The sequence below is a fragment of the Neorhizobium sp. PAMB6630 genome (assembly GCF_058242775.1).
The window spans coordinates 16,433-39,772 of record NZ_JBZAYV010000002.1 but is presented as its reverse complement, the minus strand read 5'-3'; the positions used below and the strand labels follow the sequence as shown (position 1 = coordinate 39,772).

The following is a 23,340-nucleotide window of genomic DNA, read 5'->3' as shown; positions in this document are numbered from 1 at the left end:
AGACTGAAAATGAAGACCGTGAATATGAAACAGCCCGTGGCGGGCTTGGCCGTTGCGCTCGCTCTGGTCGCTGTCGAGGCGCAGGCGGAAACGCTGAGCCTGAGCGACTTCCAGTCCACCAGCCATATCGTGTCGGTGGAGGGCACGACCAAATGGATGGCGGCCGTCGAAAAGGCCACCGGCGGCAAGATTACCTTCAACCATTTCCCCGCCGAGCAGGCGGCGAAGGCCAAGGCGCAGCTCGACGCCGTCAAAAGCGGTATTCTCGATGCCGCACTTCTGGGTCCGAGCTACCACTCGGAATCCTTGCCGCTGAACTCGGTGGTGGACCTGCCGGGCTTCTACGACTCGGCCGTCCAGGGCACCAAGGCGCTGCAGACTATGTTGAAGGAAGGACCGTTGCGCGATGAGCTTCTGGCGAACGGCGTAACACCAGTCTTCGGCTTCGTTCTCCCTCCCTACCAGGTGCTGTCCAAGAAGCGACTGGGCATGCCCGCTGAATGGAAGGCGATCGACGTGCGCACCTCGGGCGGAACCCAGGCCATGACTGCGCGCAGCCTGGGGGCGGTCGGCATCTCCATCCCAGGCCCGGAAGTCTACACGGCCGTCGAAACCGGGCGGCTTGATGCGATCCTGTTCCCGCTGGCCTCGGTGCCGGGATACAAGCTGAACGAGGTGGTGAGCCACATTTCCACCAATGGCTCATTCGGCGGCTACAGCTTCGTCATGGTGGTTCGCAGCGATCTGTTCGACAGCCTCGCTCCCGAAATCCGGGACGCCATGGTGACAACCGGGAATGAGACCGCTGTTCATGTCGCACAGGCTCAGGACGACAGCGCCAGCGTTCTCATCGCAAAATGGAAGGCAGCCGGCATCGATACCTACAGCTTTAGCGATGAAGAGCTCACGGCCCTTGATGAAGGCATGGCGCTCGTGGCCGCTGACTGGTCGAGCCGCATGGGTGGCGACAAGGCCAAAGCGGTGCTGGATACCTATAAACAACTGACGGCCCAGTAAACGCAGCCGCCTTTCCCGACCCCGTCAGAGCAGTCGGTCTTCGAACCGGCTGCTCCTCAAAGGAGCTTGCGTTCGCCACATGCTGACCTTTTTAGCCATACTCGTCCTACTGGCCATTTTCATGGTGTTCAGGATGCCAATCGCATTCGCCATGGGGCTTGCCGGCTTCATGGGGCTTGCCGTTCAACTTGGATCGCGTCCGGCGCTCGCCGTGCTGGAGCGGACATTTTTCGACAGTTCGTCCTCCTTCATCCTTGTCGCGATCCCGCTGTTCATCCTCATGGCCGAACTGCTGACCGCGGGGGACGTGACCCGGCGGGCCATCGTCGCGTGCCAGGGTTGGGTTGGGCACGTCAAGGGCGGTCTTGCCATGGCGACCGTGGGTGCCGCGGTCATTCTTGCGGCGCTTGTTGGTAGTTCGACCGCGTCAACGGCGGCAATGGCAGCCTCTGCCTATCCCGAGATGCGCAACCACAATTATTCCCGCAGGCTGGCTGCGGCCGTCGTCTCCGTCGGTGGCACCCTTGCCGTTGTCATACCGCCTTCGATCGTGCTCGTTGTCTACGGCGTGCTGACGGAGACTTCGATCGGGCAGCTGTTCATCGCCGGGATCATTCCCGGGCTTCTGACCGCGGTAGGTCTCGCCGTCGTCATAAAAATCATTGCCCACATGACGGACCAGGCTCCGAAAGGCCCTCCCTTCGAGTTGAAGAAGGCGGTGAATGCCAGTCGTCACGTCTTACCGATGACGGCTCTGCTGCTGCTTGTGATCGGCGCGATCTATGGCGGTCATACATCCCCTTCCGAAGCTGCGGCGCTCGGGGTGATGGGATCGCTCATCATCGTGATCGCCCAGCGCTCCATTTCGTTTGCAAGATTGAACAGGTCAATCTCCAACACGATCCGCGCAACCGTGATGATCGTCGCCATCGTTGCCTGCTCGGCGATCTTCTCGAATTACTTGGCGTTCACGCGCATCACCCACACGCTTCTCGAGTTTGTCGCGACGACTGAACTTTCGCGTGGCACCATCATGGCGATCATCATGCTCACGCTGCTGGTCATGGGCATGTTCATGGATCAGCTTGCGATCCTCTCTCTGGCCATGCCGCTGATGTTTCCGATCGCCATGGCGCTGGACTTCAATCCGGTGTGGTTCGGGATCGTCGTGACGAAGACGGTCGAGATCGGCTTGCTGACGCCACCGCTGGGTCTCAATGCCTATGTCGCCGCGGCACAGACGGGAGTGCCCCTAGGCAGGATATTCCGTGGACTGGTTCCGTTTATTATCGTGGAGCTTTTCATCCTGCTTTTGCTGCTCCTCTTCCCGCAGATCACGTTGTGGCTTCCGAGCCTAATGCAGCAGTGAACCGACAACGCCCCCTCGACCACCATGTCTGCGCCGGTAACGAACCGCTCGGTGGTCGTGAGGCCGGCGCCCGAATGACAGGAGAGATTGCATGACGATATTGCCGAGCAACGTGCTGACCGGTGCGCCGGAGTTTGAGGAAAACCGGTCTGCCATGGAAGCGCAGCTGGCGCCGGTTGAACTGGAAGCCACACGGATCAGGCAGGGCGGCTCGGAAGCGGCTCGTGTGCGCCACAAGGCCCGCGGCAAATTGCTGCCACGCGAGCGGGTCGCCGCCCTCCTTGATCCCGGCTCCCCATTTCTCGAGATTGGGCTCTTTGCTGCAAGCGGGCACTACGATGACGAAGTGCCTTCGGCAGGCGCCATTGCGGGCATCGGCCGCGTCGAAGGGCGCGATTGCATGATCCTCTGCAACGATGCCACTGTCAAAGGCGGCACCTATTTCCCGCTCACCGTAAGGAAGCATTTGCGCGCCCAGGAGATTGCGGAGGAGAACGAGCTTCCGTGTGTCTATCTGGTCGATAGCGGCGGAGCGAACCTGAACAATCAGGACGAGGTTTTTCCCGATCGCGACCATTTCGGTCGAATATTCTTCAACCAGGCGCGGATGAGTGCGAAAGGCATCGCACAGATCGCTGTGGTCATGGGGTCGTGCACGGCCGGCGGTGCCTATGTGCCTGCCATGAGCGATCAAACAATCATCGTTCGTGAACAAGGCACGATCTTTCTCGCCGGCCCCCCTCTGGTAAAGGTTGCGACGGGGGAGGAGATCGATGCCGAGACCCTTGGCGGAGGCGATACGCATACGCGGCTTTCGGGCGTCGCGGACTATCTGGCCGATGACGATCGCCATGCCCTGGCGCTGGCGCGCGAGATCGTCGCCAATCTAGGCCCCAAGCCCCGTCCAAATATCGACTTGAGGATGCCGAAATTCCCGCTTTATCCGGCGGAGGACATCATGGGGATCGTGCCGGCGAACGATAAAACGCCCTACGATGTGCGCGAAATCATCGCGCGCATCGTTGACGGTTCGGATTTTGCCGAGTTCAAGCCGCGATACGGAACGACCTTGGTGACAGGCTTTGCCCATATCGATGGCATACCCGTGGGTATTCTTGCCAACAACGGTGTCCTGTTCTCGGAAAGCTCCGTCAAGGGCGCGCATTTCATCGAGTTGTGTTGCCAGCGCAAGATCCCGCTTCTGTTCCTGCAGAACATCACCGGCTTCATGGTCGGATCGAAATATGAAGCCGGTGGCATCGCCAAGGACGGCGCAAAACTGGTGACCGCCGTTTCCACGGCGTCGGTGCCCAAGGTCACGGTCATCATCGGCGGATCGTATGGCGCTGGCAACTATGGCATGTGTGGCCGGGCTTTCGGCCCGCGCTTTGTCTGGATGTGGCCCAACGCCCGCATCTCGGTGATGGGTGGAGCTCAGGCAGCAGGGGTTCTGGCCAATGTGAAACGTGCTGGCATCGAGGCGAAGGGTGGCTCCTGGTCTGTCGCGGACGAGGAGGATTTCAAGCGTCCGACACTCGAAATGTTCGAACGTCAGTCCCGCCCGCTCTACGCGTCCTCCCGACTCTGGGACGACGGTATTATCGACCCGCGCAAGACGCGTGACGTGGTTGCCCTGTCGCTGCGGGCAACGCTCAACGCGCCCGTCCAGGAAACGAAATTCGGCTTGTTTAGGATGTGATGATGACCCCTCCCTTTTCCAAGATTCTGATTGCAAACCGGGGTGAGATTGCCTGCCGCGTCATCCGCACGGCGCAGCGGATGGGTGTGCGAACCGTGGCTGTCTATTCGAATGCCGATAGGCAGTCGCTGCATGTTTCGCTGGCGGACGAAGCCGTGCATATCGGGCCATCGCCAGCGTCGGAAAGCTACCTCGCCGGAGACAAGCTGATTGCCGCCGCGCTGGCGACGGGTGCGGAGGCGGTCCATCCGGGCTACGGGTTTCTGTCCGAGAACCCTGGTTTCGTGGAGGCGGTCGAAGCGGCGGGCCTGGTGTTCATCGGACCGTCGGCGGCTTCAATTCGGGCCATGGGGCTGAAGGATGCGGCAAAGGACCTGATGGCAGAGGCAGGCGTGCCGATCGTGCCCGGTTACCAGGGGGCCGAGCAGGACCCCGATTTTCTGGCCGCGAAGGCTGAGGGAATTGGCTATCCCGTGCTGATCAAGGCGCGCGCCGGCGGCGGCGGCAAGGGCATGCGCCGGGTTGACGATCCCGCGGATTTCCGTGACGCACTTGCCTCCGCCCGAAGGGAGGGGCAGGCGTCTTTTGGCGATCCGCAGGTGCTGATCGAAAAATATATCCTCTCCCCAAGACATATCGAAGTGCAGGTGTTCGGCGACAACCATGGCAATGTCGTGCATCTCTTCGAGCGTGATTGTTCGCTGCAGCGGCGCCACCAGAAGGTGGTGGAGGAGGCGCCGGCCCCAGGCATGACCCGGGAGGTTCGTGCCGCGATGACGGATGCGGCCGTGAAAGCGGCCAGGGCGGTCAACTACTCCGGCGCCGGAACGATCGAATTCATCGTGGATGGTTCCGGACCGCTGCGTGCCGATGGTTTCTGGTTCATGGAAATGAACACGCGCCTTCAGGTCGAACATCCCGTAACGGAGGCCATTACAGGTGTCGACCTGGTGGAGTGGCAATTGCGCGTCGCGGCGGGCCAGCCCCTGCCACTGGCGCAGGACGCACTGTCGATTTCCGGCCATTCGTTCGAGGCTCGCCTCTACGCGGAAGACCCGGCCAGAGGATTTCTTCCTGCCACCGGCAAAGTCGAGCATCTGGCCTTTTCCAGCCACGCCCGCAATGACGCAGGCGTATGTTCGGGCAACCATATCAGCCCCTTCTATGATCCGATGATCGCCAAGATCATCAGCCACGGAACGGATCGCCGCGACGCCCTCAATCGGCTCATTCTTGCGCTGCGAGGCACCCATGTGGCCGGAACCGCCACCAATGCCGAATTTCTGGCCAGGTTGGCATCGCACAAGGGATTTGGCGAGGGAGAGTTTGACACGGGCCTGATTGAACGGGATCTGCACCACCTGATCGCCATCACGCCGGTTTCGGAGATCCACCTGGCCATCGCCGCCATTGCTGGATTGGGCATCGACCCACGGGCGCCACGTTTCGGCTGGCGCCTCTGGGATGAGGCCTTCCATGATCTGCGCCTCGTCTGTGACGGAGAGGTCTTCGACCGCCGCCTGACGCTTCGCCGCAACGGCTCGATGACACTGTCCGGCGGGCATGACGATATCGTCCTTGGGGCAGTCGAAATCGATGGCGATAGGATTACCGCCCGTCTCGGACCAACCATGTCGCGGATCGAAGCGAAGGTATTTCTGGCGTGCCCCCAGGCCGGGCTTCTGATTTCCGTCGGCACGGCAGACATGGTGCGCGACATATCCATGCCGGACGCGCGTGCGGGCAACGGCGTAGCGGTGGATGCGGGCAATGTCGTGGCGGCTCCCATGACAGGTGTGATCGTCACTCTCACCGTCTCGCAAGGGGACGTCGTGCAAGGCGGCGCCAAGCTCGGCATCATCGAAGCCATGAAGATGGAGACGGCCCTTGTCGCCCCGCGCACGGGTCGTGTGGTCTCCGTCAAATGCGCTGCCGGCCAGGCGGTCGAAGGCGGTTCCGTGCTCATCGTGCTGGAGGAAGACGCCGCATGAGCGACCATGTCCGCATCTACGAGGTTGGCCCCAGGGACGGGTTGCAGAACGAAAAACGGATCATTCCGACTGCCAGGAAGATCGAGCTGATCGACCTTCTGTCCCGGGCCGGGTTCGAGAAGATAGAGGCGACGAGCTTCGTTTCTCCCAAATGGGTTCCTCAACTGGCGGATGCGCTTGATGTCATGAGAGGAATTACCCGCCAGCCGGGGACAGGCTATGCGGTACTGACCCCCAACATGAAAGGGTTCGAACTGGCGCAGGCCGCAGGGGCGGACGAGGTCGCCGTTTTCGCATCCGCCTCGGAAGGGTTCAGCCAGAAGAACATCAATTGCTCGATTGCAGAAAGCCTGGTTCGCTTCGAGCCCCTGCTCGCGGCGGCCGGGAAGGCGGGCATCCGGGTGCGCGGCTATGTCTCCTGCGTCATCGCATGCCCCTATGACGGCGAAGTGGCACCGGAGGCGGTGCGCGATACTGCTTTGGCGCTTCGCGGGATGGGCTGCTACGCAATATCCCTTGGCGATACGATCGGGGCGGGAAGGCCTGCCACCGTCTCGCGAATGTTAGAGGCCGTTCTTGCCGGCATTCCGCCAGGCGAACTCGCCGGGCATTTTCACGACACGGCAAATACGGCGCTCGATAACGTGGCGGTTTCGCTAGGTATGGGGCTGCGTACCTTCGACAGCGCGGTCGGCGGGCTTGGCGGATGTCCCTATGCTCCCGGTGCGAAGGGCAATCTGTCGACGTCCGCGCTCCTGGATCTGCTCGAACGGCGCGGCTTCGATACGGGTATCGACCGGACGGCGCTGCAGGCTGCGGAAACCTGTGTCGCGGCCATCGCATCCAAGGCAGATTGAGAGGAGAGAGCCCATGACGTATGAGACCATTCACTTGCGGGTGGACGCGCGCAACGTGGCGACGGTGACGCTGGCACGCCCCGACAAGCACAATGCGATGAACGCAATGATGATCGCCGAGCTCACCCAGGCGGCCGAAATACTGGCAAGGGATCCGGCCATACGCGTCGTTGTCCTTTCCGGCGAGGGCAGGACCTTTTGCGCTGGCGGCGACCTTGGCTGGATGCGCGCCCAGGCGGACAAGGATCGGGCCGAGAAGCTGGCCGAGGCAACCAGCCTGGCCAACATGCTGGGGCACTGGAATGCGCTGCCGAAACCCGTCATCGGGCGGGTTCATGGCGCCGCCTATGGCGGCGGATTGGGGTTGATCGCGATTTGCGACATCGTTGTTGCGGAGGAAGCGACCCGGTTTGCCCTCACGGAAACCCGGCTTGGGTTGATCCCCGCCACAATCGGCCCCTTCGTTATCCGGCGTCTCGGAGAAGCTTTCGCGCGCCAGGTGTTCCTCAACGCGAAGCCCTTCGATGCTGCATTTCTCATCCGAGCAGGGCTGGTCGCCCGGGCTTGCCGGCTCGATGACCTGGACGCCGCGATTGAGGAGGAGGTTCTCACCTTTCTGCAATGCGCGCCGGGTGCGGTCAGCGAGGCCAAAGCCCTTTGTGGCAAGCTCGCCGGCCCCGATCCCTCGGATGCCGCGGAGATGTCTGCGATAGCACTCGCTGACCGCTGGGAGACCCATGAGGCTCAGGAGGGAATTGCCGCTTTCTTTGCCAAGGAGACGCCGTCCTGGCGCAGGGAGATTTGATTTGTAGTTCGGCCGCCGACGCCCTGGAGGGGTTTCTCCACGACGGTATGACGACGGCAGTGGGCGGCTTTGGTCTTTGCGGGATTCCTGAGCTGCTGATTGCGGCGATCTCCGATGCCGAAACGACGGATTTGACCATTGCGTCCAACAATTGCGGAGCTGACGATTTTGGTCTGAGAATACTGCTCAGTAACCGTCAAATCAAGAGGATGATCTCTTCCTATGTTGGGGAGAACGCCGAGCTCATGCTCCACTATCTATCGAGAAACCCAAGCTTAATCCGCGTTTCCTCGCGCTTGACAACGTGTTTCTCCAGCCGCGCCACGCATCCGGCACGATCGAGACCCGCGAGGCGAATGGCAGGCTGATGCGCTACAGCCTTGCGGCCCTTTTTGCCGGCGCGGCCCTGCCGACCCCTCGTGATCTGAGGAGAAAGTCATGAAAGCCATCGTCATCCATGCCGCAAAGGATCTTCGCATCGAAGAGCGGACAGTCGAGGCACCTGGTCCCAGTCAGGTGGAGGTTGCCATCGGGGCCGGGATCTGCGGTTTGGACCTGCACTACTACAAACACGGCGGCTTCGACTTGCCAAACGCAATGGCATGAAGAAAGCGCTGGTCCCCGTCGCACGCAAGCTTGCGGTCATTTTGCACTGCATCTGGGTCGATGGAACCTCGTTCCGGTGGGGAAAGGAGCCGGCCTGACAGATGGCACTCTCCTGAAATCGCAGGGCTGAATCAGGCCTGTGGCATCCCGCCGGGACGGTGGTTGCGGTGACCTCGTTGTTTCGGCTGACGCCTTGGGACGTCGCTGCACACGTTGAGGCATCCGACCCGAACATCATCATGAGGCAATGACCTTGCAAAGGACCATGACCCCGGCACGGACAAAACAGACTTGACTATGTCCCGCAGTTAAAGGGCGGAAACACAATCGACGTTCGTGTGCTATTGGCCAAATCCATCGACACGGCTGTCGTTATCCGAATATGGCTTGGCCACACCCGCAATTGCGGGTGTGGCCAATGGGCGCGATACCCTTGGAACCCGAGACTGGAGGAATCGGGTGCCGGACTGAACACCTAGGTCAGAACTTGTAACTCGTGCCCAAAAGAACCTTGTGCTGGGTTGCTCCGACGTCGCCGATCGAGGATCCAAAATCTTTGCTGCCGAAGTCGGAGTAGCGATATTCGCCGCGAACCAGAATGTTGTCAGTCACTGCGTGCTCGACACCGCCGCCAGCCGTCCAGCCGATGAGGATACTGTCGTTTTCGGCAATCCCTTGTGTGCTGGCCTTTGCTCCTGCGGCTGCAACACCTGCAGTGGCGAAAATTAATGTCCGGTCCAAGGCATAGCCGACGCGGCCACGGGCAGATGCATCCCATTCAACCCGCGCATTGTCGCCCTTTTCGAAATTGTAGTTGAAGTCGTTCTCGATGCCGTAGACGATGTTTCCGCTCTGGAAATTGTAACCGGCATGAACGCCAAATATACCACTGTCGATATCATTATCGGTGCCGGAGACCGTTGCTTGGTTCCAGTTGTAGCCGCCTTGGGCGCCAAGGTAAAAGCCGGACCAGTTGTAAGCCGATGGGAGCTGTGCGACAGCAGCAATCGGTGCGTCAATGACGTCGGCCGCAATGACAGGCGCGGCAAAGGAGAGCAAAATCGCTGCTGTAGCCAATAGTTTCAAATTCATCGGAAATTCCTTTTCGCGGAGCGCGAACACACTAAGCGCTGGTTGAGCCCGTTTAGCTCATGAACCAAACTCTACTGGCGCATCGTGTTGCGGAGTGTCTTTTCGTATTAGGTTATGTTGCGACGGGATTTAATGTTAGGCGAGGCGGCCTCCGGCGTGTGAACCATAGTTTTGGTTGGGTACGCTATTGTTTCATCATCTGCCGGATGAGTGGATCCTTCAAACGGTGGCCGACATGCAGTTTCGGAATGTAAACATTTGTTTGTCTTGAAGATTGCCGGCATTGCGCAACAGACGGAAAAGCATTGCTGTAGGATCGCACGCGGCTGCCCATCGGCCGTTTCAAACATTGCAATCCGGATGACCAGACCCGTTGCCAAGACGCTGCATAACGCGCCCGCGTCGCAATTCCCTCCTCTTGGCCAGGGCGTCGCCTGTGGTTTGGCTGCGTTCAATCCTGCCTGAAAATGCCAACAATCGCCTCCCGGCCGATCCTTAAGGTGGTAAGCGGCAGGATCACTGTTTGCGTGAGAATGTAACCGGCACCATCAACCGCAGACACGTTTTGTTGCTCCACCTCGGTTTGGGGTTGGAGACCACCGCGATCTACGGTTTCTCCTTCAGACACTGAGCCGGAGATGACAGGTCGAGCGGATCCACAATATCGTATGCAGGAACCATCCCGGCGCGGACGAGCAGCGGGAACGATTGTTGCTGAAGGCACCGTCGTCGGTTTTGCGCTATCCGGACCTCTTGGTGCCATCACCATCGGGCGGCTGATCGGAACTGGGATCTCGGTCAACGTGGTGGTGTCCCTCGCGCGGGAGGTGTCCACGACCGGAACTGCCTGGATAATGCCCGATGGCGGCATTGGCGCCGCCGCATTTGCGGCGACGGCGACCGAGCTTTTTTCGCCGTAATCGGTGAGCTTCAGGTAGCCAATCGAAACAGCGCCCATCATGAAGACCACGGCACCGACACGGCACCATTCTAACGGCCAGCGCTTCTCTGAACTGGCGTGGTCGATGTCGAACCTATAATGCCAAACCCGCTCGACGACAATCAGGTCGTCGTTGTGACCCATGAGAAAGGATGGGCTAGTATCCCTTGGGTTATTCATCATAGGGGTCTTCCGTCCTGATTTTCCCCTGGCGATGACGTGCGAACAAGGTTGCTTCGGGCAAATGGACATCATTCCACTGCGGTAAAACGTGTGAGGCTGACGAGCCGGATCTGGCGTGCTGGATCTTGCTACCGATCATGCACGACACCCATGATGTCGCCTGACCGCGATACACTGACCAGCAGGTTTTCGCCGCCGCGGCTAGCCCTGACAAGATATCTCTCGCCGACATCCTCGACGTCACGGACCCTATATCCACGATCTTCGAGCAGACTGATGACGTCTTCCGGGCCGAAGCGCAAACGACTATAGAAACGGGTCTGTTTGTCGTGGTCACGGTTCCAGGCACGAAGAAAGCGAGACTCGGTATTGCCATCTACCGAGTAGGAGCCGGTGCTTTCGTCGCCGTAAATAACAACCTGGGACAATGCGGGGACGGCTGTAGACGAAATGAGAGCGGTCGTTACACTCAAAGCTAGGGCGATGCGTCTCATGATATGTAGCCTTTCAGCGTTAGATTGTGCTGCGTCTGCAGGCCTGCCGCTTCGTAAGCCGATGGGAGCCGGAACTGCTGCAGTGCATGATGCATCAATTGGCTGTTGCGCCGTGTGATTTTATGTTGAGAGATGTTGCCCGTCCGTAACCTGGCTGAACCGAGGGTTGGTCCAGCTGCATCGTGAAAGGAGAACCGGTTGGCTTCGCTCAGGATCTGATTTCCGGCAGCACGATGTCGACCCTCAGTCCATGCGGCTTACGGTCGAGCAGTGCCATGCTGCCCTTGTGGCCAATCGTTACAATCCCTTGAGCAATTGACAGGCCCAGGCCAAATCCATCGACTTCCCCGCTCGTCTGCCTTGCCTCATCGGCTTTGAAAAAAGGTTGGAGGACCTTCGACTTCAAGTCGTCGGATAGTCCGGGCCCGTCGTCCGAGACCTTGATGAGCACGCCCCGATCCCGCCTGTCGACAAGTTCTAGCTCGATTTTTTGCGCATACCGTGATGCATTGTCGACAAGGTTTGAGACCGCCCGCGTCAACCCCTGCGGCATACAGATAAACGCCAACCGGCGCGGGCCTAGGAATTTAATATCGACACCCGTATCAGCAAAATCATTGGCGATTGTCTGCAGCAGGCTCGACAGATCAACCTTGCGTGGAGCTTCGAACTTGTTGTCGAGAAAGCTCAAGCTTGCATCTATGAGAGACGATAATGCCGCCACATCGGAGAGCATGAGGTCCTTCAGTTCCGGTTCGTTCGAGCGTTCAATGCGCATTCTCAAGCGCGTCAGCGGGGTTCGCAAATCATGACTGATGGCGCGAAGGATCCGGGTTCGCTCGCGCAACATTAGTTGTATGCGGCTCTGCATGACGTTGAGGGAAGCCGCAAGGCTTCGAAGTTCTGACGATCCCTCGGCCTTGAAAGCCTCCTCGGAATGGTCGTCCATGCTCGCCCTCTGGGCCGCCAGGGCGAACCGCACGAGCGGTTCGGTGACAAGCCAACTTCCGACATAGGCGAGAAGTATGAGCGGAAGCAGGATTTTGAGGATGCCGCTTGCCACGGCGGGCAGCAGCCAGACACTTGTGGGAAAATGGGGCATGACGAAAGCTAGGGCCCTGTCAGGGGGGACCTTCACGACAAGCTCGGGTTGGTCGCCATCGCCCACAATCGCATTCCGGACGGCCTTCAGGAAACCATCGTTGATAATCGCCTTCACATGGGTAACGACGTCATTTGTCGGGGTGTCGGCGTCGTATGATACGGATGCGTGTGAGGGCAGGGTTCGCCTGACGACAATGCCCATCCGGCCTGCCAACGACAATACATCGGCTTCCTCCGCCGCGGACCGAGTATGGGCAAACTGGTCGAGCACCATTTCGACTCGTCCCGCAAACAGGCCGATCTCGATACCCTTGTCATGCCGTCCATAGATGAAGGGTTCCGTCGTTGCCGCCACCATCGAGACCAGAATGACAAGAAGAATTGCGAGGAAAAGGAGCTGTTTGCGAATGGAGGCACTGCGAAGGCTTTTCACGGAAGACGCTCTACTTTGGAGGCAAACAAGTAGCCACCCAGTCGAACCGTCTTGATAAACGTTGGATCCTTCAGATTCGGTTCGATCTTTTGGCGAACACGGCTGATATGGGCATCGATGCTGCGTTCGATGGGGCCCGCAGAACCAGCATGTGTCATTGCCAATAGCTGCTCACGGGTGAGAACCTTGTTCGGATGACAGCAAAATGCCCAAAGCAGATCGAATTCCGCTGTCGTCATCGAAACCTGCGCACCTTCAGCGTCAAAAAGTTCGCGGCTGGCCGGATCAATCCGCCATCCTGAAAATGACATGGCTTCGGGTTGTTCATCCGGCTCGTCGTGGGCGGCGGCCCTGCGCAAGATGTTCTTGATCCGGGCCAGCAGTTCCCGCGAATTGAACGGCTTCGTGACGTAATCATCCGCCCCCAGTTCCAGACCGAGGATCCGGTCGATATCCTCGCGAAGAGCCGTCAACATCAGGATAGGTGTTTTTCCGGAAGTGCGTAACCGCCTGCAAATACTGAACCCGTCCTCGCCGGGCAGCATTCCGTCAAGCAGGATAAGATCGAACGAATGACGGGCCATAATCCGGTCCATCTCGATCCCGTTGGCCGCAGACGCGGCTTCAAACCCGTTGGCTTTGACCAGATCAACCAGCATGCCGGCGATTTCACCGTCGTCTTCCACAACAAGAATTCGCGCTTGCGCAATTCCCATCTGGTTAATCGGCTGTTGCGGAGAGACCGCCATATCTGTTCACCTTGCCCGCAGGATCGCTTTGTCGCGGTAAGCTAGAGGCGGGACCCACCGCACGCCGTTTCTTATCGGATATCATGCAAAACTATGTTCTGAAATGTTGCAACATGTTGCAGCGCTCGGGCGGGTTGGCCTCGCCGTGCCCGAAGCTGTCCATGGTCTGCCCCGGTTGTCTCTCAGCGAAACCTAGTGTCGATAACAATGACAGCAAGATAGCACGCCCTGAATGCCAGCAGCGAAAAAAACGCGGCAGATACGCATGCAACAAGGTAATACCGTGCCCTCGACCGCCGCGGCAGATCTTGCGCAATGACAAGGCAAATGTGCTTGGCATATCGCCCCAGCGCGACGAGGACGAACAATCCCAACAAAACATAGCCGCTGACGGAGGCGGCACTGATCAGCCATAACATCAGAAAACAGCCTGCCAAAAATACTTGTTCCTGTTGGGGAGCGGCAATTCGCCAGAGTTCGGCAATGCGCGAATACCTTTGCACTCGTCTGGGCGTTGTAGTCGAGGTTTCGACGGGTTGGCTTGGGGGCACCTCATAGATGACACCAAGCAGCGGCAAACTGCGCCTCGCAAGCGAGGACAGTAACCTGAAGCGGGTCAAGCTCGGAAATCGCCGACGTTTCGGACAGAACGCCAGATGCGGACTGGATAGGCAAGGGTAACCCTCAAATGGGAGATGACCGATCCGTGGACCGGTAACGGTGTGGCGCACCCAGTATCCGATCTGGCAGGGATCATCGATCGGGCTAGGAAATCCACTCTTTCGAGAAATGCCTGTGCGGCAAATCGCTTCGCACCGGGCACCTCGCCACAGGATGAAACGGGAGCATGCAGGAAGACTTCTAGATTAATCACAGGCAAAGCGCGGATCTTGCGGAGAAGATCAATGTCGGGCCGAGTTGTGATGGCAAAGCCGAACGCCTCGGAACGAAGCGCATCGAACGCTTCCGGCACGGTCGATACCCAAACGGCGTCATATCCGTGGTCTGCCAATCGCGCGGCGATCATTGTTCCGGCAGCCTGCGGCAGAAAGACAAGTATTTTGAAATGTTTCGGTGGGTGTTGCATGGTGATGCCAGCCTCATGTTTGATGCGGGAGACTAGCCCAGAGCTTTGCAGACCTGCGTTTTGTTTTGTTAAGATTTATGCTCGCGCTCCGGCGCGATCACAACATCTCGTCAGGCGATCGGTATTGTGATTAGAAATCAATGCGTACGCTTCGCTGAACGCTGCGTCTGCGGTCCGAACTCCATCAAGGCGATGCCGACTTCTGGGCTTTACATCGCTATTTTTGTCAATCTAGCGTCCACTTTACTCGGGGTTATATCGATACGACTTGAACTAGTTGGAGCAACCTTGCGGTTCGAATAGTGTGACGATCTGGCCGACCTCATCTTTTCCGTCTTTCTCCGACGTGTCGCCCACTCGGTTACAACACGAAGGCGGCCCCGGAATCCCTGGCGCGTTAACTCGCGCCACAACTGTGTGCCATTGCGATGACCGGCACTCCATTGAGCATTCGTTCTACCCCACCCGGACCATCCGGGTGGGGTAGAACTTTTTTGGGTGACGCGTCGGTGCACGTTGACTGTTTCAAACGACAGCGGGCATGGCCCGAAGGCTTGCACGGGTCTGAGTGGAACCGGTCGAAGGCCTGATCCCGAACCTCCTCGGGGCCTTTTCCCTTCCGCCTCGCCAACATTTCTCAACAATTCGAAACACACAGCAACAGCCGTCCGACGTAGTTTTACCGGACCGACCCACTGCACATCCCAAGCGTCCAACATACTCAGCGGCGGATGGATATGTCTTTCAAACAGACGCGCGATAGGATCGTCAATTGCTTCTCGATGCCCTCAACAATCGGTCTCGAATCTCGCCGGTTCTCCAATCGGAGGCTGCAGAATGCGGTCTCGCATGCCTAGCAATGGTCGCATCGTATCACGGTCATCGCGTGACGATGTCGGAACTGAGACGGCGCCACGCGGTATCGGCCAAGGGTACGACCCTGAAGAGCCTGATGTCCATTGCCGATGACCTTGCCTTCACCAGCCGGGCGTTGAAGCTGGAAATGGACGATCTGGGCCAGTTGAAGAGACCGTGCATTCTGCACTGGGACATGTCGCATTATGTCGTTCTCAGCCGTGTCACGCGAAAACAGATCGAAATACACGACCCTGCAATTGGACATAGAAAACTTACCCTAGCGGAAGCGTCCGCGCATTTTACCGGAGTCGCTCTGGAACTGACACCGGCCGCATCCTTCCAAAAGCGCCAGACAGTCGAACGGGTGCGCCTTGCGGACTTGTGGTCAAGGAGTGCCGGGTTCATCCCGAGCCTTCTTCAAATCCTCGCTCTGACCGCTTTGCTTCAGTTCTTTGCGCTCGTATCACCTCTGGTGAACCAGCTGATTGTCGACGAAGCGATCGCCAAGGGCGATTTCAGCCTTTTGAACGTCATCGTCATCGGGGCCAGTCTGTTGCTGTTGATCCAGGGAGCAACCACGCTTCTTCGCGGTTACGTGCAGATGCATTTCAGCACGCTTTTGACGTTTCAGATGCGTGGCAACCTGCTGCGCCATGCCTTGCGTTTGCCGGTACCTTGGTTCGAAAAGCGTCGCCTCGGCGATATTCTGTCCCGCTTCAACTCCCTCCAACCGATCCAGGATCTGCTGACCGGCGGTCTGGTTTCGGGCACCCTGGACGGTCTCATGGCGGTCCTGACGCTTGCGGTCATGATCGTCTACGCGCCATACCTCGCCCTTGTCGTGCTTGCGTCGCTGGCAATCGTCGTGTCCACCCGGCTGGTTACCTTCCCATGGTTGCGCAGTCTCACCAATGAGGGCATTCAATATCAGGCCAGAGTGGACAGTGTCTTCCTGGAAACCATCCGTGGCGCACGGGCTTTCAAGCTCTTCGGCAGGGAACTGGAGCGCCATGGAGTCTGGCAGAACGCCTATGCCGCCAGTCTCAACAACACTGTGCGCCTCCAGAAAATAGGCCTAAAAGGCACGGCAGGCCTGTCCATTGTGACCGGTGGGGAAATGCTTCTGGTGTTTTACCTCGGCGCCAGCGCGATCATTCGCGGCGAGATGACACTCGGGATGTTGCTGGCCTTTCTGTCCTATCGTGGCCAGTTCAGCACCGCTGCCCTGTCGTTTGTCGACCAGTGTTTCAAGTTTCGCATGACCGGACTGCACCTCGAGCGGCTGGCCGACGCGGTGCACCAGGATGCCGAGCCCGGCATTGACGCCGGTTCGCACAGGATTCGTCCCTTGCTCGGCGAATTGACCGTCCGCAATCTCTCCTTTCGTTATGCTGAGCGGGAAGCCTGGGTGCTGAAAGATGTCACGCTCGACATCAAGGCGGGACAGTCCGTGGTCTTCGTCGGACCCTCGGGTGGTGGAAAATCCACGCTGCTGAAGCTGCTCATGGGGCTTTATCCGCCATGCGAGGGCGAGGTACTGGCGGATGGCCTGACCTTCAATGCCCGGGGTATGAGAGCATATCGCGCGCAAATCGGGGTTGTCATGCAGGACGACCAGCTCTTTGCAGGCACAATTGCAGACAATGTCGCGTTTTTCGATCCGGATATGGATCTGTCGCGGGTCGAAACTGTCGCCCGCATGGTTGGACTTCACGATGAGATCCAGCAGATGCCGATGGGCTACATGACGCTGGTCGGGGATCTCGGAATGACGTTGTCAGGCGGGCAGCAACAGCGTGCTCTTCTGGCCAGAGCACTGTACCGCAAGCCCGCGATCCTGTTCCTCGATGAGGGCACCGCCAATCTGGATGTGCTTTCCGAACGTCGTGTGATGCAGTCGTTGAAGGCCCTTGGCATGACCCAGATCATGGTGGCTCATCGACCCGGTGCGATAGAGGGAGCCTCGCGCATTTTTGCCGTCGAAGCCGGACACGTGCGCGAACTGCAACGCGATGTCCCGGCACAGCCGCTGCAGGTGGTGCCATGAGCGAGACGCTTTTTCGGCGCGAAGCGGTCGAACACCGTCGCAGGTTGCACGGTGAGGTCATAATCGCGCAACCGGTCAGACACGGCGTCATGACGGCAATGCTGGGTCTCTTCGTTGCTGTCGGCGGGACCTATCTCGTGACCGGGACCTATGCGCGAAAGGAAACGGTTGAGGGATACGTCGCTCCGACCGGGGGACTGGCGCAATTGTATGCCACAAAAGGCGGCATCGTATCTCGTGTGCTCGTCCATGAAGGCGATATGGTCAGTCAAGGCCAGCCTATGGTCGAACTGTCGCTGGAGACGACGGGTGCGCAAGGGGAGGTCGGAGAAACGCTCCGCGCAGAGACCCAGTCCCGCATTCAGGCGATCGACGCTCAAGTTTCGGCTGCCAAATCCCGCTTTGAAGAAGAACGGCGACGCCTTGCTGCCAGGGTTGACAGGCTTGGTGAAGAGATTGCGTCTCAAGGTCGCCGGCTTGTGTCCGAGCGCGAACTTCAGGATCTGCAGGTCCGCGATGCGGAGCGCTACGCGCATCTGCAGGCCGGTGGCACGGGCACACGATTTGAACTGTCACGCCTGCAGCAGCAGATCCTGACTCAGAAAAGCGTCATTTTCGAACTGGAGCGACAACACGCACAGCGGCAGGGCGATCTGGATGACGTGCGCTCACAATTGGCAAACCTGCCGGCCGAACAAGTCGATAAGCTCGCTCAGTTGCAGGGACTTCGCAGCGAACTCGACCAATCCCTGGCACAGCTTCAGGTCGATCGGGCTTACGTGCTGGTCGCACCCGTCGCCGGCAGGGTCGCGGCTCTACAGGCACAGCCTGGTCAGACAGCTGTCGCCCATTCGCCTTTGGCAGCCTTGGTGCCGGCCGGTAGTTCCCTGGAAGCGAACCTCCTTTTGCCGTCGCGCGCTGCGGGCCTGGTGCAGCAAGGCCAGGACGTCCGGCTGAGGGTGGATGCCTTCCCCTATCAACGTTTCGGTGTGATCCCCGGTCGCGTGACCCAGGTGTCGCAGGCGACCTATCGCGAAGGCGAGCTTCTCGCACCCATAGCATTCAAAGACCCCGTCTACCGGGTGACCGTCAGCCTGGAGCGCACGAGCGTCTCGGCGTATGGCGAAGAGCGCCAGCTGTCACCCGGTATGACACTCATCGGCGATATCATCACAGATCGCCGACACTTCACCGACTGGATCATGGATCCATTGAAGGCCATGGGCAGCCGGTGAAACTTCGAACGGGGGCAATGCCATTCCGGTATGACCCTCATCACGAACCTACAGGAGACTAACATGAGCAAGATGATTGAAATCAACAACGACATGCTGGACCTCGTAAGCGGCGGCGCGCCCACCGTCGCGTCGACGGTCACGATCGGTGCTGATGGTGCTGTCGAGGGGAACTACACCTTCGGTAGCCGCTCGGGAACCTTCTCGGCAACGCTGCCTGCTGGCGTCGTACAGAAGCCCGGCACGTTCTCCTTCAGCAATGCGTCCGGCGCATTCAGCTTTGAAAACTCGTTCGCCAGCTGAATCTAGTTGATGAAACGACAGTCGGCGGCTCTCACTGAGCCGCCGACTGTTGCCGGCAGGAGGCAATAATACCCAGTCAGCCAAGGCGCTGCGCAACCAATCTGGGTCTTAAAATGTGTCGCCAAACGGGGCTGCGGCATGTCAAACGGCTCGTATGTTCCTTGTAATCTTCATCCTCGATCATCATTGCCTATATGGACCGGGCTATTTTGTTGGCGAGAGCGATCGCAACGAGCATGCGAGGTTTGCGCGCCAGCATTCGTGCCATGTTACGAAGGTCGATCATCGCCGCAGCTACGCGCCTGGAGCGTCTGCGCCCCGCCCATGACGACGATCTCTTTGCCGTTCGCCGGCAGCTCCGCGATGCCGAGCGCGAGATTGAGACGGCGACGCGTCGCACCGGCGAAATAGGCCAGGATATCGATCGACGAATGCCGACATCAGGCGATGCCTTCGCCATAACCGTAATGGGAAAACCACATACGGAGCGGAAGGATGCAGGCAGGGCGTTGATGAAGGAGATACTCACCCTCGTTCAGCTTCAGAGCCAAGTTGAAGTCCACATCGCATCGATCGGCGGCTTCGATCTCGTCTATGACGGCGAGCACTTTGGCCGGGGTGACAACTATCACTACCAGACCCTGCTTCAGCGCACCGGCGCGGACTACGAGATCGATCTGGTGGTAACCGTTACGCCGCACGGGGCCAACTCCCGCATCGAGCACACGAGGAGGCGCCGGAACATTATCACCAGAGGTGGGAGGACTACCAGCGCCGCCTTTCCTGCTACAAGTCGCGGCAGGGTGGCGCCTTCGCATTCGCTGGCGAACTGACAAACAAGCGCCGGCAGTTGCGTGAGGTCGAGGCTGCGCTCGCGACATTGGCCCGGGAGGATGCCGGGGCAGAGAAGGTCGCCGCTTAGCCCGGCGGCTGACGCAGCGCCTCGACCGGCCGCCTATGCGTTGGCTGCGATATTCAGCCGGTAGCGCGTTGCCTTGCGTTCGCCGGTGCGCAGCAACGCCCCCTTCTCGACCAGATCGGAGAGGTCGCGCGTAATGGTTGAGGGCGGAGCGCCGGTGATTGTCGCGTAGTTTCCGGCGCTCAAGCCTCCGGTGAATCCTTCTGGCCCCTCGGCAAGCATCCGCAGCAGCATTTTTTCCTGGCGCTCGTTCAACGCGCCACGCAGCCGGTCCATGAAACGTGTTTTCTCGATTAGGAAGCGGACCAACTCGTCCGCGGATTTCTGGGCCTCAAGCGCGCGATCCGCAAACCATGAGAGCCAGGCATCGATCAAAAGCGTGGTGCTCGCCGCTTCCAGCATGGCGTAATAGTCTTTGCGGTGTCTGAGTAGCGACTTGGACAATGCGCTGAAGGTTGGCGTCGAGATTGCCCGTGCAAGGGCGCTTTCGGCGATCGCGCGACCGATGCGGCCATTGCCGTCCTCGAAAGGATGGATGCTCTCGAACCACAGATGAGCGATGCCGGCACGGGTGAGGGCGGCAAGTGGGTCTGGTCCTTTAGATGTCTGTTCCAGCCATTCCAGAAGCCTCCCCATCTCGGCCGCCAGGCGACCGGATGGAGGTGCTTCGAAATGCACGCGCTGGCGGCCGAATGCGCCTGAGACGATCTGCATCGGTTCGTCATGGCGGCGATAGGTGCCGATATCAACAATGTCACGGCGGCCGTTCATGACCATTCGGTGCCATTCGAACAGCCGATCCTCGGTTATGGGGTCAAGCGGGTGGCGGTAGAGGTCCGCCATCATTTCGGCAATGCCAGCTTCTGCTGGCCTGCTGCGGAATGCGGCCGCGGACATTCCCAGTTGGCGCCGAAGGGACGATTGCACGCTGTCGCGGTCGAGGACTTCCCCTTCGATCGCCGATGTGCTCAAAGCATCGGAGCTGAGCAGCTCGATCACGACCTCCTCGCGGTCGTCTTTCCCAAGATGGCGCATGGTGCCGACAGCGATAGCCGCATTCTCCATGAATGCCTGCTCCCTGGCCCGCAGAAGTTCAGCGTTCCACTCGAACTTCGGCCACCCGGCTAATTCCCAATTCCACGTCATGGGCGATAAACTCCCTGTTTATAGCCCACAATGCCGCAATATTGTGAGCGATAAAAGCAATTTGTTTCGCTCATCACACCGAGGGCAGTTGTTGAGTTTCAGCAGGATTTAACCCACTTTTCCATTTCGCGTTGTCCCACCAGATCCGGTGTAGTCGATTGTCCGGCAACAATTTTATCTGGCTTGAGTGGATCGCCCCATAGTGGAAAAATGGATCAAACTGACGCGAAAACCAACACGTGCCTGAATGGGTTGGTGCTGCGGGCAGGGTGCAGCAGCTGCGGCAGGGAGTGGCGTTGATCAGCGGGACAAGCTTCGGGACGCAAAATTTAGCTGTTATGAATGAGCAAATTTAAATAATCTAATATGCTATGGCGAGTGTCCCGTTGTCTTCGTTCGCAGGAATTTGCTATGCCGCTCACATATGGTAACCGGGCAAAGTGGGAACTATTCGCCTGGCTGGTCGCCTTTCTGGTTATCTACGGCCTTGCCCTGTGGTTCAACGGCCATGAGGCACTTGATTCATTGTTTCGATCCCATGAGGAATATGATCTTGACGAGGTCTTCACCGCACTCAATATCGCTGGGTCGCTCGGCCTGATTTATTCGGCCCTGCGTATCAAGGATATGTCGAAAGAAATTCAGCGGCGGTTGGCTGCCGAAAAGCATGTCGACTGGATCGCCTGTCACGACCCGCTGACGGAGTTGCCAAACAGGCGGTTTCTGGATTCCGTCGTGTCGCGAGGAAATGGCTTTTCGAACAAAAATAAGCATGCAGTCTACAGTATCGATCTTGATGGCTTCAAGAAAGTCAACGATCTGCTCGGACATGAGAAAGGCGATCTTGCGCTTAAAGTCGTTGCGGAACGCCTGCTTGAGATACTTGTTGAAGACAGGGTGTTCCGTCTCGGCGGTGACGAATTTGTCGTCGTCATCGAGCGGAACACCAGTCCGGATCTGGTTACCTTGGGGAGGCGGCTGGTCAATGCCATCAGCAGGCCAATCTTGATCGAGGGGGCGAGCATAGAATTGGGCGCAAGCGTCGGTTTTGCGCGGGTTCCAGAAGACTGTGGAACGCTAAGGGAAGCAATCCAGTATTCAGACTGCGCGATGTATGCCGCCAAGAAAACCGGACGCAATGTTGTCAACGGTTTTCGCCCGGAAATGCAGGAGGAATTGGTCAGGCAACTCCGGATGGAAGCCGATCTTAGAGTCGCCATGAAGCAAAATGAAATCCGGCCGTTTTATCAGCCGCTCGTCGACCTCAAGACGCGGGAAGTTATTGGCTATGAGGCACTGGCGCGATGGGAGAGAACAACTGGTGAATTCGTACCACCATCTGAGTTCATACCCTTGGCAGAAAACGCTGGCCTCATCGTCCAACTGACTGACCAGTTGTTTCGCATCGCTTGCCGGGACGCTTTGAGCTGGCCCGGCCACACCATTCTATCTTTCAATCTTTCGCCCCTCCAACTGAATGATCGGCTGCTCAGGCTCCGTATTGTCAAGGTCCTTGAAGAGGTTGGCTTGCCTGTGCACCGTTTGGAACTTGAAGTGACAGAGGGCGCGCTCATTGCAGACCCGGAGACAGCACGTGATATTCTCAATGATCTGTCTAAAGCAGGAATAAAAATCGCCCTTGATGACTTTGGGACAGGGTTCTCAAGCTTGTCGCAACTCTCGAATTACCCTTTCGACAAGATTAAGATTGATAAAAGTTTTGTCGCAACGTTTGAAGAAAGCGATAAGCAAGGGAAGGTGGTCCGCGCAATAATTTCTCTCGGGAGCGGCCTTGGCGTGAAGATCACTGCTGAGGGAATAGAAGATGAGGGGCAGCTTCGTCGTCTGCAGGATTTAGGCTGCGATATCGGTCAAGGATATCTGCTCGGCAGGCCTCAACCAATAGAGCAAACGATCAAAGCCTCGCAAATTCATGATTTCAAGTCGAGAGCGTAGTCTACCGATCAAGCGCCTCACTGCCTTCGACCGGTTCCGGGCCTGATTGCTCCCTTCAGCTAATCCTTTGAGTGGACCCATGCTGTGGACGCATGGCCGACCTGAGACCTTGTGCCTTATCGCCCGTTGGCCAAGAGCCTATATTCCAATCATCGAAACGACGTTGGAACCAAGGCAGGGTTGCTGGCGTCAAGATACCTCACGAAAGGGGATCATCATGAACGTAGCACGCTCTTTCAACAACTGGCGCAAGTACCGTCAGACCGTTACCGAACTCGGCCGCATGAGCTCGCGCGAACTGCAGGACCTGGGTATCGATCGCTCGGACATCCACAGCGTTGCGCGCCAGTCAGTCGCTCGCTAACGGCTTTTCCTGCCCGTATTGATGACACTACGCCCGCCGAAGACGCGGGCGTTTCTGTGTTTGGCCCGCCCCGAAGTGCTAAATTG

The 23,340-nt window shown here is 58.5% G+C and carries 19 protein-coding genes and 3 pseudogenes; 15 read left to right on the top strand and 7 right to left on the bottom strand.

What is annotated here, in order from left to right; translation table 11 throughout:
- Window positions 1-9 precede the first annotated feature (9 nt).
- The 9 genes and pseudogenes from AC4CWF_RS18855 to AC4CWF_RS18815 form a co-directional block, all read left to right on the top strand.
- Entirely contained in the window at window positions 10-1,017 is a 1,008-nt protein-coding gene (locus AC4CWF_RS18855) for a TRAP transporter substrate-binding protein (RefSeq protein ID WP_491286716.1), read from the top strand.
- A gap of 133 nt (window positions 1,018-1,150) precedes the next feature.
- Window positions 1,151-2,386: a TRAP transporter large permease gene (locus AC4CWF_RS18850; protein ID WP_491286714.1), complete on the top strand. Its 1,236-nt coding sequence runs from the start codon at window positions 1,151-1,153 to the stop codon at window positions 2,384-2,386.
- 91 nt (window positions 2,387-2,477) lie between these two features.
- Window positions 2,478-4,085 (top strand): carboxyl transferase domain-containing protein, encoded by a 1,608-nt coding sequence (locus tag AC4CWF_RS18845; protein ID WP_491286713.1) that lies wholly within the window; start codon window positions 2,478-2,480, stop codon window positions 4,083-4,085.
- A gap of 2 nt (window positions 4,086-4,087) precedes the next feature.
- On the top strand, window positions 4,088-6,076 hold the full coding sequence (locus tag AC4CWF_RS18840; RefSeq protein ID WP_491287823.1) for an acetyl/propionyl/methylcrotonyl-CoA carboxylase subunit alpha: 1,989 nt from the start codon (window positions 4,088-4,090) through the stop codon (window positions 6,074-6,076).
- Complete coding sequence (locus AC4CWF_RS18835) at window positions 6,073-6,933, top strand: hydroxymethylglutaryl-CoA lyase (RefSeq protein WP_491286712.1); 861 nt, start codon at window positions 6,073-6,075, stop codon at window positions 6,931-6,933. The genes AC4CWF_RS18840 and AC4CWF_RS18835 overlap by 4 nt, the downstream gene beginning before the upstream one ends.
- A 13-nt stretch (window positions 6,934-6,946) precedes the next feature.
- Window positions 6,947-7,738: a crotonase/enoyl-CoA hydratase family protein gene (locus tag AC4CWF_RS18830; RefSeq protein WP_491286711.1), complete on the top strand. Its 792-nt coding sequence runs from the start codon at window positions 6,947-6,949 to the stop codon at window positions 7,736-7,738.
- Between the two features lie 47 nt (window positions 7,739-7,785).
- Window positions 7,786-8,001 (top strand): annotated as a pseudogene (locus AC4CWF_RS18825) (CoA-transferase); the annotation flags it as partial.
- A 175-nt stretch (window positions 8,002-8,176) separates the two neighbouring features.
- Window positions 8,177-8,320: pseudogene (locus tag AC4CWF_RS18820) on the top strand (L-idonate 5-dehydrogenase); the annotation flags it as partial.
- Between the two features lie 5 nt (window positions 8,321-8,325).
- Window positions 8,326-8,442, top strand: a pseudogene (locus tag AC4CWF_RS18815) (IS110 family RNA-guided transposase); the annotation flags it as partial.
- A gap of 382 nt (window positions 8,443-8,824) precedes the next feature.
- On the opposite strand, the gene AC4CWF_RS18810 reads toward AC4CWF_RS18815, so the two are convergent.
- The 6 genes from AC4CWF_RS18810 to AC4CWF_RS18785 form a co-directional block, all read right to left on the bottom strand.
- The gene (locus tag AC4CWF_RS18810; RefSeq protein ID WP_491286710.1) at window positions 8,825-9,436 is read right to left on the bottom strand and encodes an outer membrane protein; all 612 of its coding nucleotides are present in this window, start codon (window positions 9,434-9,436) and stop codon (window positions 8,825-8,827) included.
- Between the two features lie 451 nt (window positions 9,437-9,887).
- Window positions 9,888-10,559, bottom strand: coding sequence for a hypothetical protein (locus tag AC4CWF_RS18805; protein WP_491286709.1), 672 nt, complete (start codon window positions 10,557-10,559; stop codon window positions 9,888-9,890).
- A gap of 128 nt (window positions 10,560-10,687) precedes the next feature.
- A complete protein-coding gene (locus AC4CWF_RS18800) occupies window positions 10,688-11,053 on the bottom strand; it encodes a hypothetical protein (RefSeq protein WP_491286708.1) in 366 nt (121 codons plus the stop codon).
- Window positions 11,054-11,261: 208 nt separating this feature from the next.
- Complete coding sequence (locus tag AC4CWF_RS18795; RefSeq protein WP_491286707.1) at window positions 11,262-12,590, bottom strand: ATP-binding protein; 1,329 nt, start codon at window positions 12,588-12,590, stop codon at window positions 11,262-11,264.
- A complete protein-coding gene (locus AC4CWF_RS18790; protein WP_491286706.1) occupies window positions 12,587-13,339 on the bottom strand; it encodes a response regulator in 753 nt (250 codons plus the stop codon). The genes AC4CWF_RS18795 and AC4CWF_RS18790 overlap by 4 nt, the downstream gene beginning before the upstream one ends.
- Window positions 13,340-13,955: 616 nt before the next feature.
- On the bottom strand, window positions 13,956-14,426 hold the full coding sequence (locus tag AC4CWF_RS18785; protein ID WP_491286705.1) for a hypothetical protein: 471 nt from the start codon (window positions 14,424-14,426) through the stop codon (window positions 13,956-13,958).
- Window positions 14,427-15,285: 859 nt separating this feature from the next.
- Between AC4CWF_RS18785 and AC4CWF_RS18780 the strand changes: the two genes are divergently transcribed.
- The 4 genes from AC4CWF_RS18780 to AC4CWF_RS18765 all read left to right on the top strand — a co-directional run bounded on the left by AC4CWF_RS18780 (window position 15,286) and on the right by AC4CWF_RS18765 (window position 19,702).
- On the top strand, window positions 15,286-17,331 hold the full coding sequence (locus AC4CWF_RS18780) for a peptidase domain-containing ABC transporter (protein WP_491286704.1): 2,046 nt from the start codon (window positions 15,286-15,288) through the stop codon (window positions 17,329-17,331).
- A complete protein-coding gene (locus AC4CWF_RS18775; protein WP_491286703.1) occupies window positions 17,328-18,566 on the top strand; it encodes an HlyD family secretion protein in 1,239 nt (412 codons plus the stop codon). The genes AC4CWF_RS18780 and AC4CWF_RS18775 overlap by 4 nt, the downstream gene beginning before the upstream one ends.
- A 63-nt stretch (window positions 18,567-18,629) precedes the next feature.
- The gene (locus AC4CWF_RS18770; protein ID WP_491286702.1) at window positions 18,630-18,869 is read left to right on the top strand and encodes a flagellar hook protein; all 240 of its coding nucleotides are present in this window, start codon (window positions 18,630-18,632) and stop codon (window positions 18,867-18,869) included.
- Between the two features lie 245 nt (window positions 18,870-19,114).
- Window positions 19,115-19,702 carry a hypothetical protein gene (locus AC4CWF_RS18765; RefSeq protein ID WP_491287827.1) on the top strand — a complete coding sequence of 196 codons (588 nt, stop codon included), beginning with the start codon at window positions 19,115-19,117 and terminating at the stop codon, window positions 19,700-19,702.
- 122 nt (window positions 19,703-19,824) lie between these two features.
- Here the strand turns inward: AC4CWF_RS18765 and AC4CWF_RS18760 are convergent, their stop codons facing one another.
- The gene (locus AC4CWF_RS18760; protein ID WP_491286701.1) at window positions 19,825-20,934 is read right to left on the bottom strand and encodes a Fic family protein; all 1,110 of its coding nucleotides are present in this window, start codon (window positions 20,932-20,934) and stop codon (window positions 19,825-19,827) included.
- 411 nt (window positions 20,935-21,345) lie between these two features.
- Here AC4CWF_RS18760 and AC4CWF_RS18755 point away from each other — a divergent pair, with 411 nt between their 5' ends.
- Together AC4CWF_RS18755 and AC4CWF_RS18750 are read left to right on the top strand one after the other, a co-directional pair.
- A complete protein-coding gene (locus AC4CWF_RS18755) occupies window positions 21,346-22,890 on the top strand; it encodes a putative bifunctional diguanylate cyclase/phosphodiesterase (protein WP_491286700.1) in 1,545 nt (514 codons plus the stop codon).
- A 217-nt stretch (window positions 22,891-23,107) separates the two neighbouring features.
- Window positions 23,108-23,254, top strand: coding sequence for a DUF1127 domain-containing protein (locus AC4CWF_RS18750; RefSeq protein ID WP_491286699.1), 147 nt, complete (start codon window positions 23,108-23,110; stop codon window positions 23,252-23,254).
- Window positions 23,255-23,340: the final 86 nt, after the last annotated feature.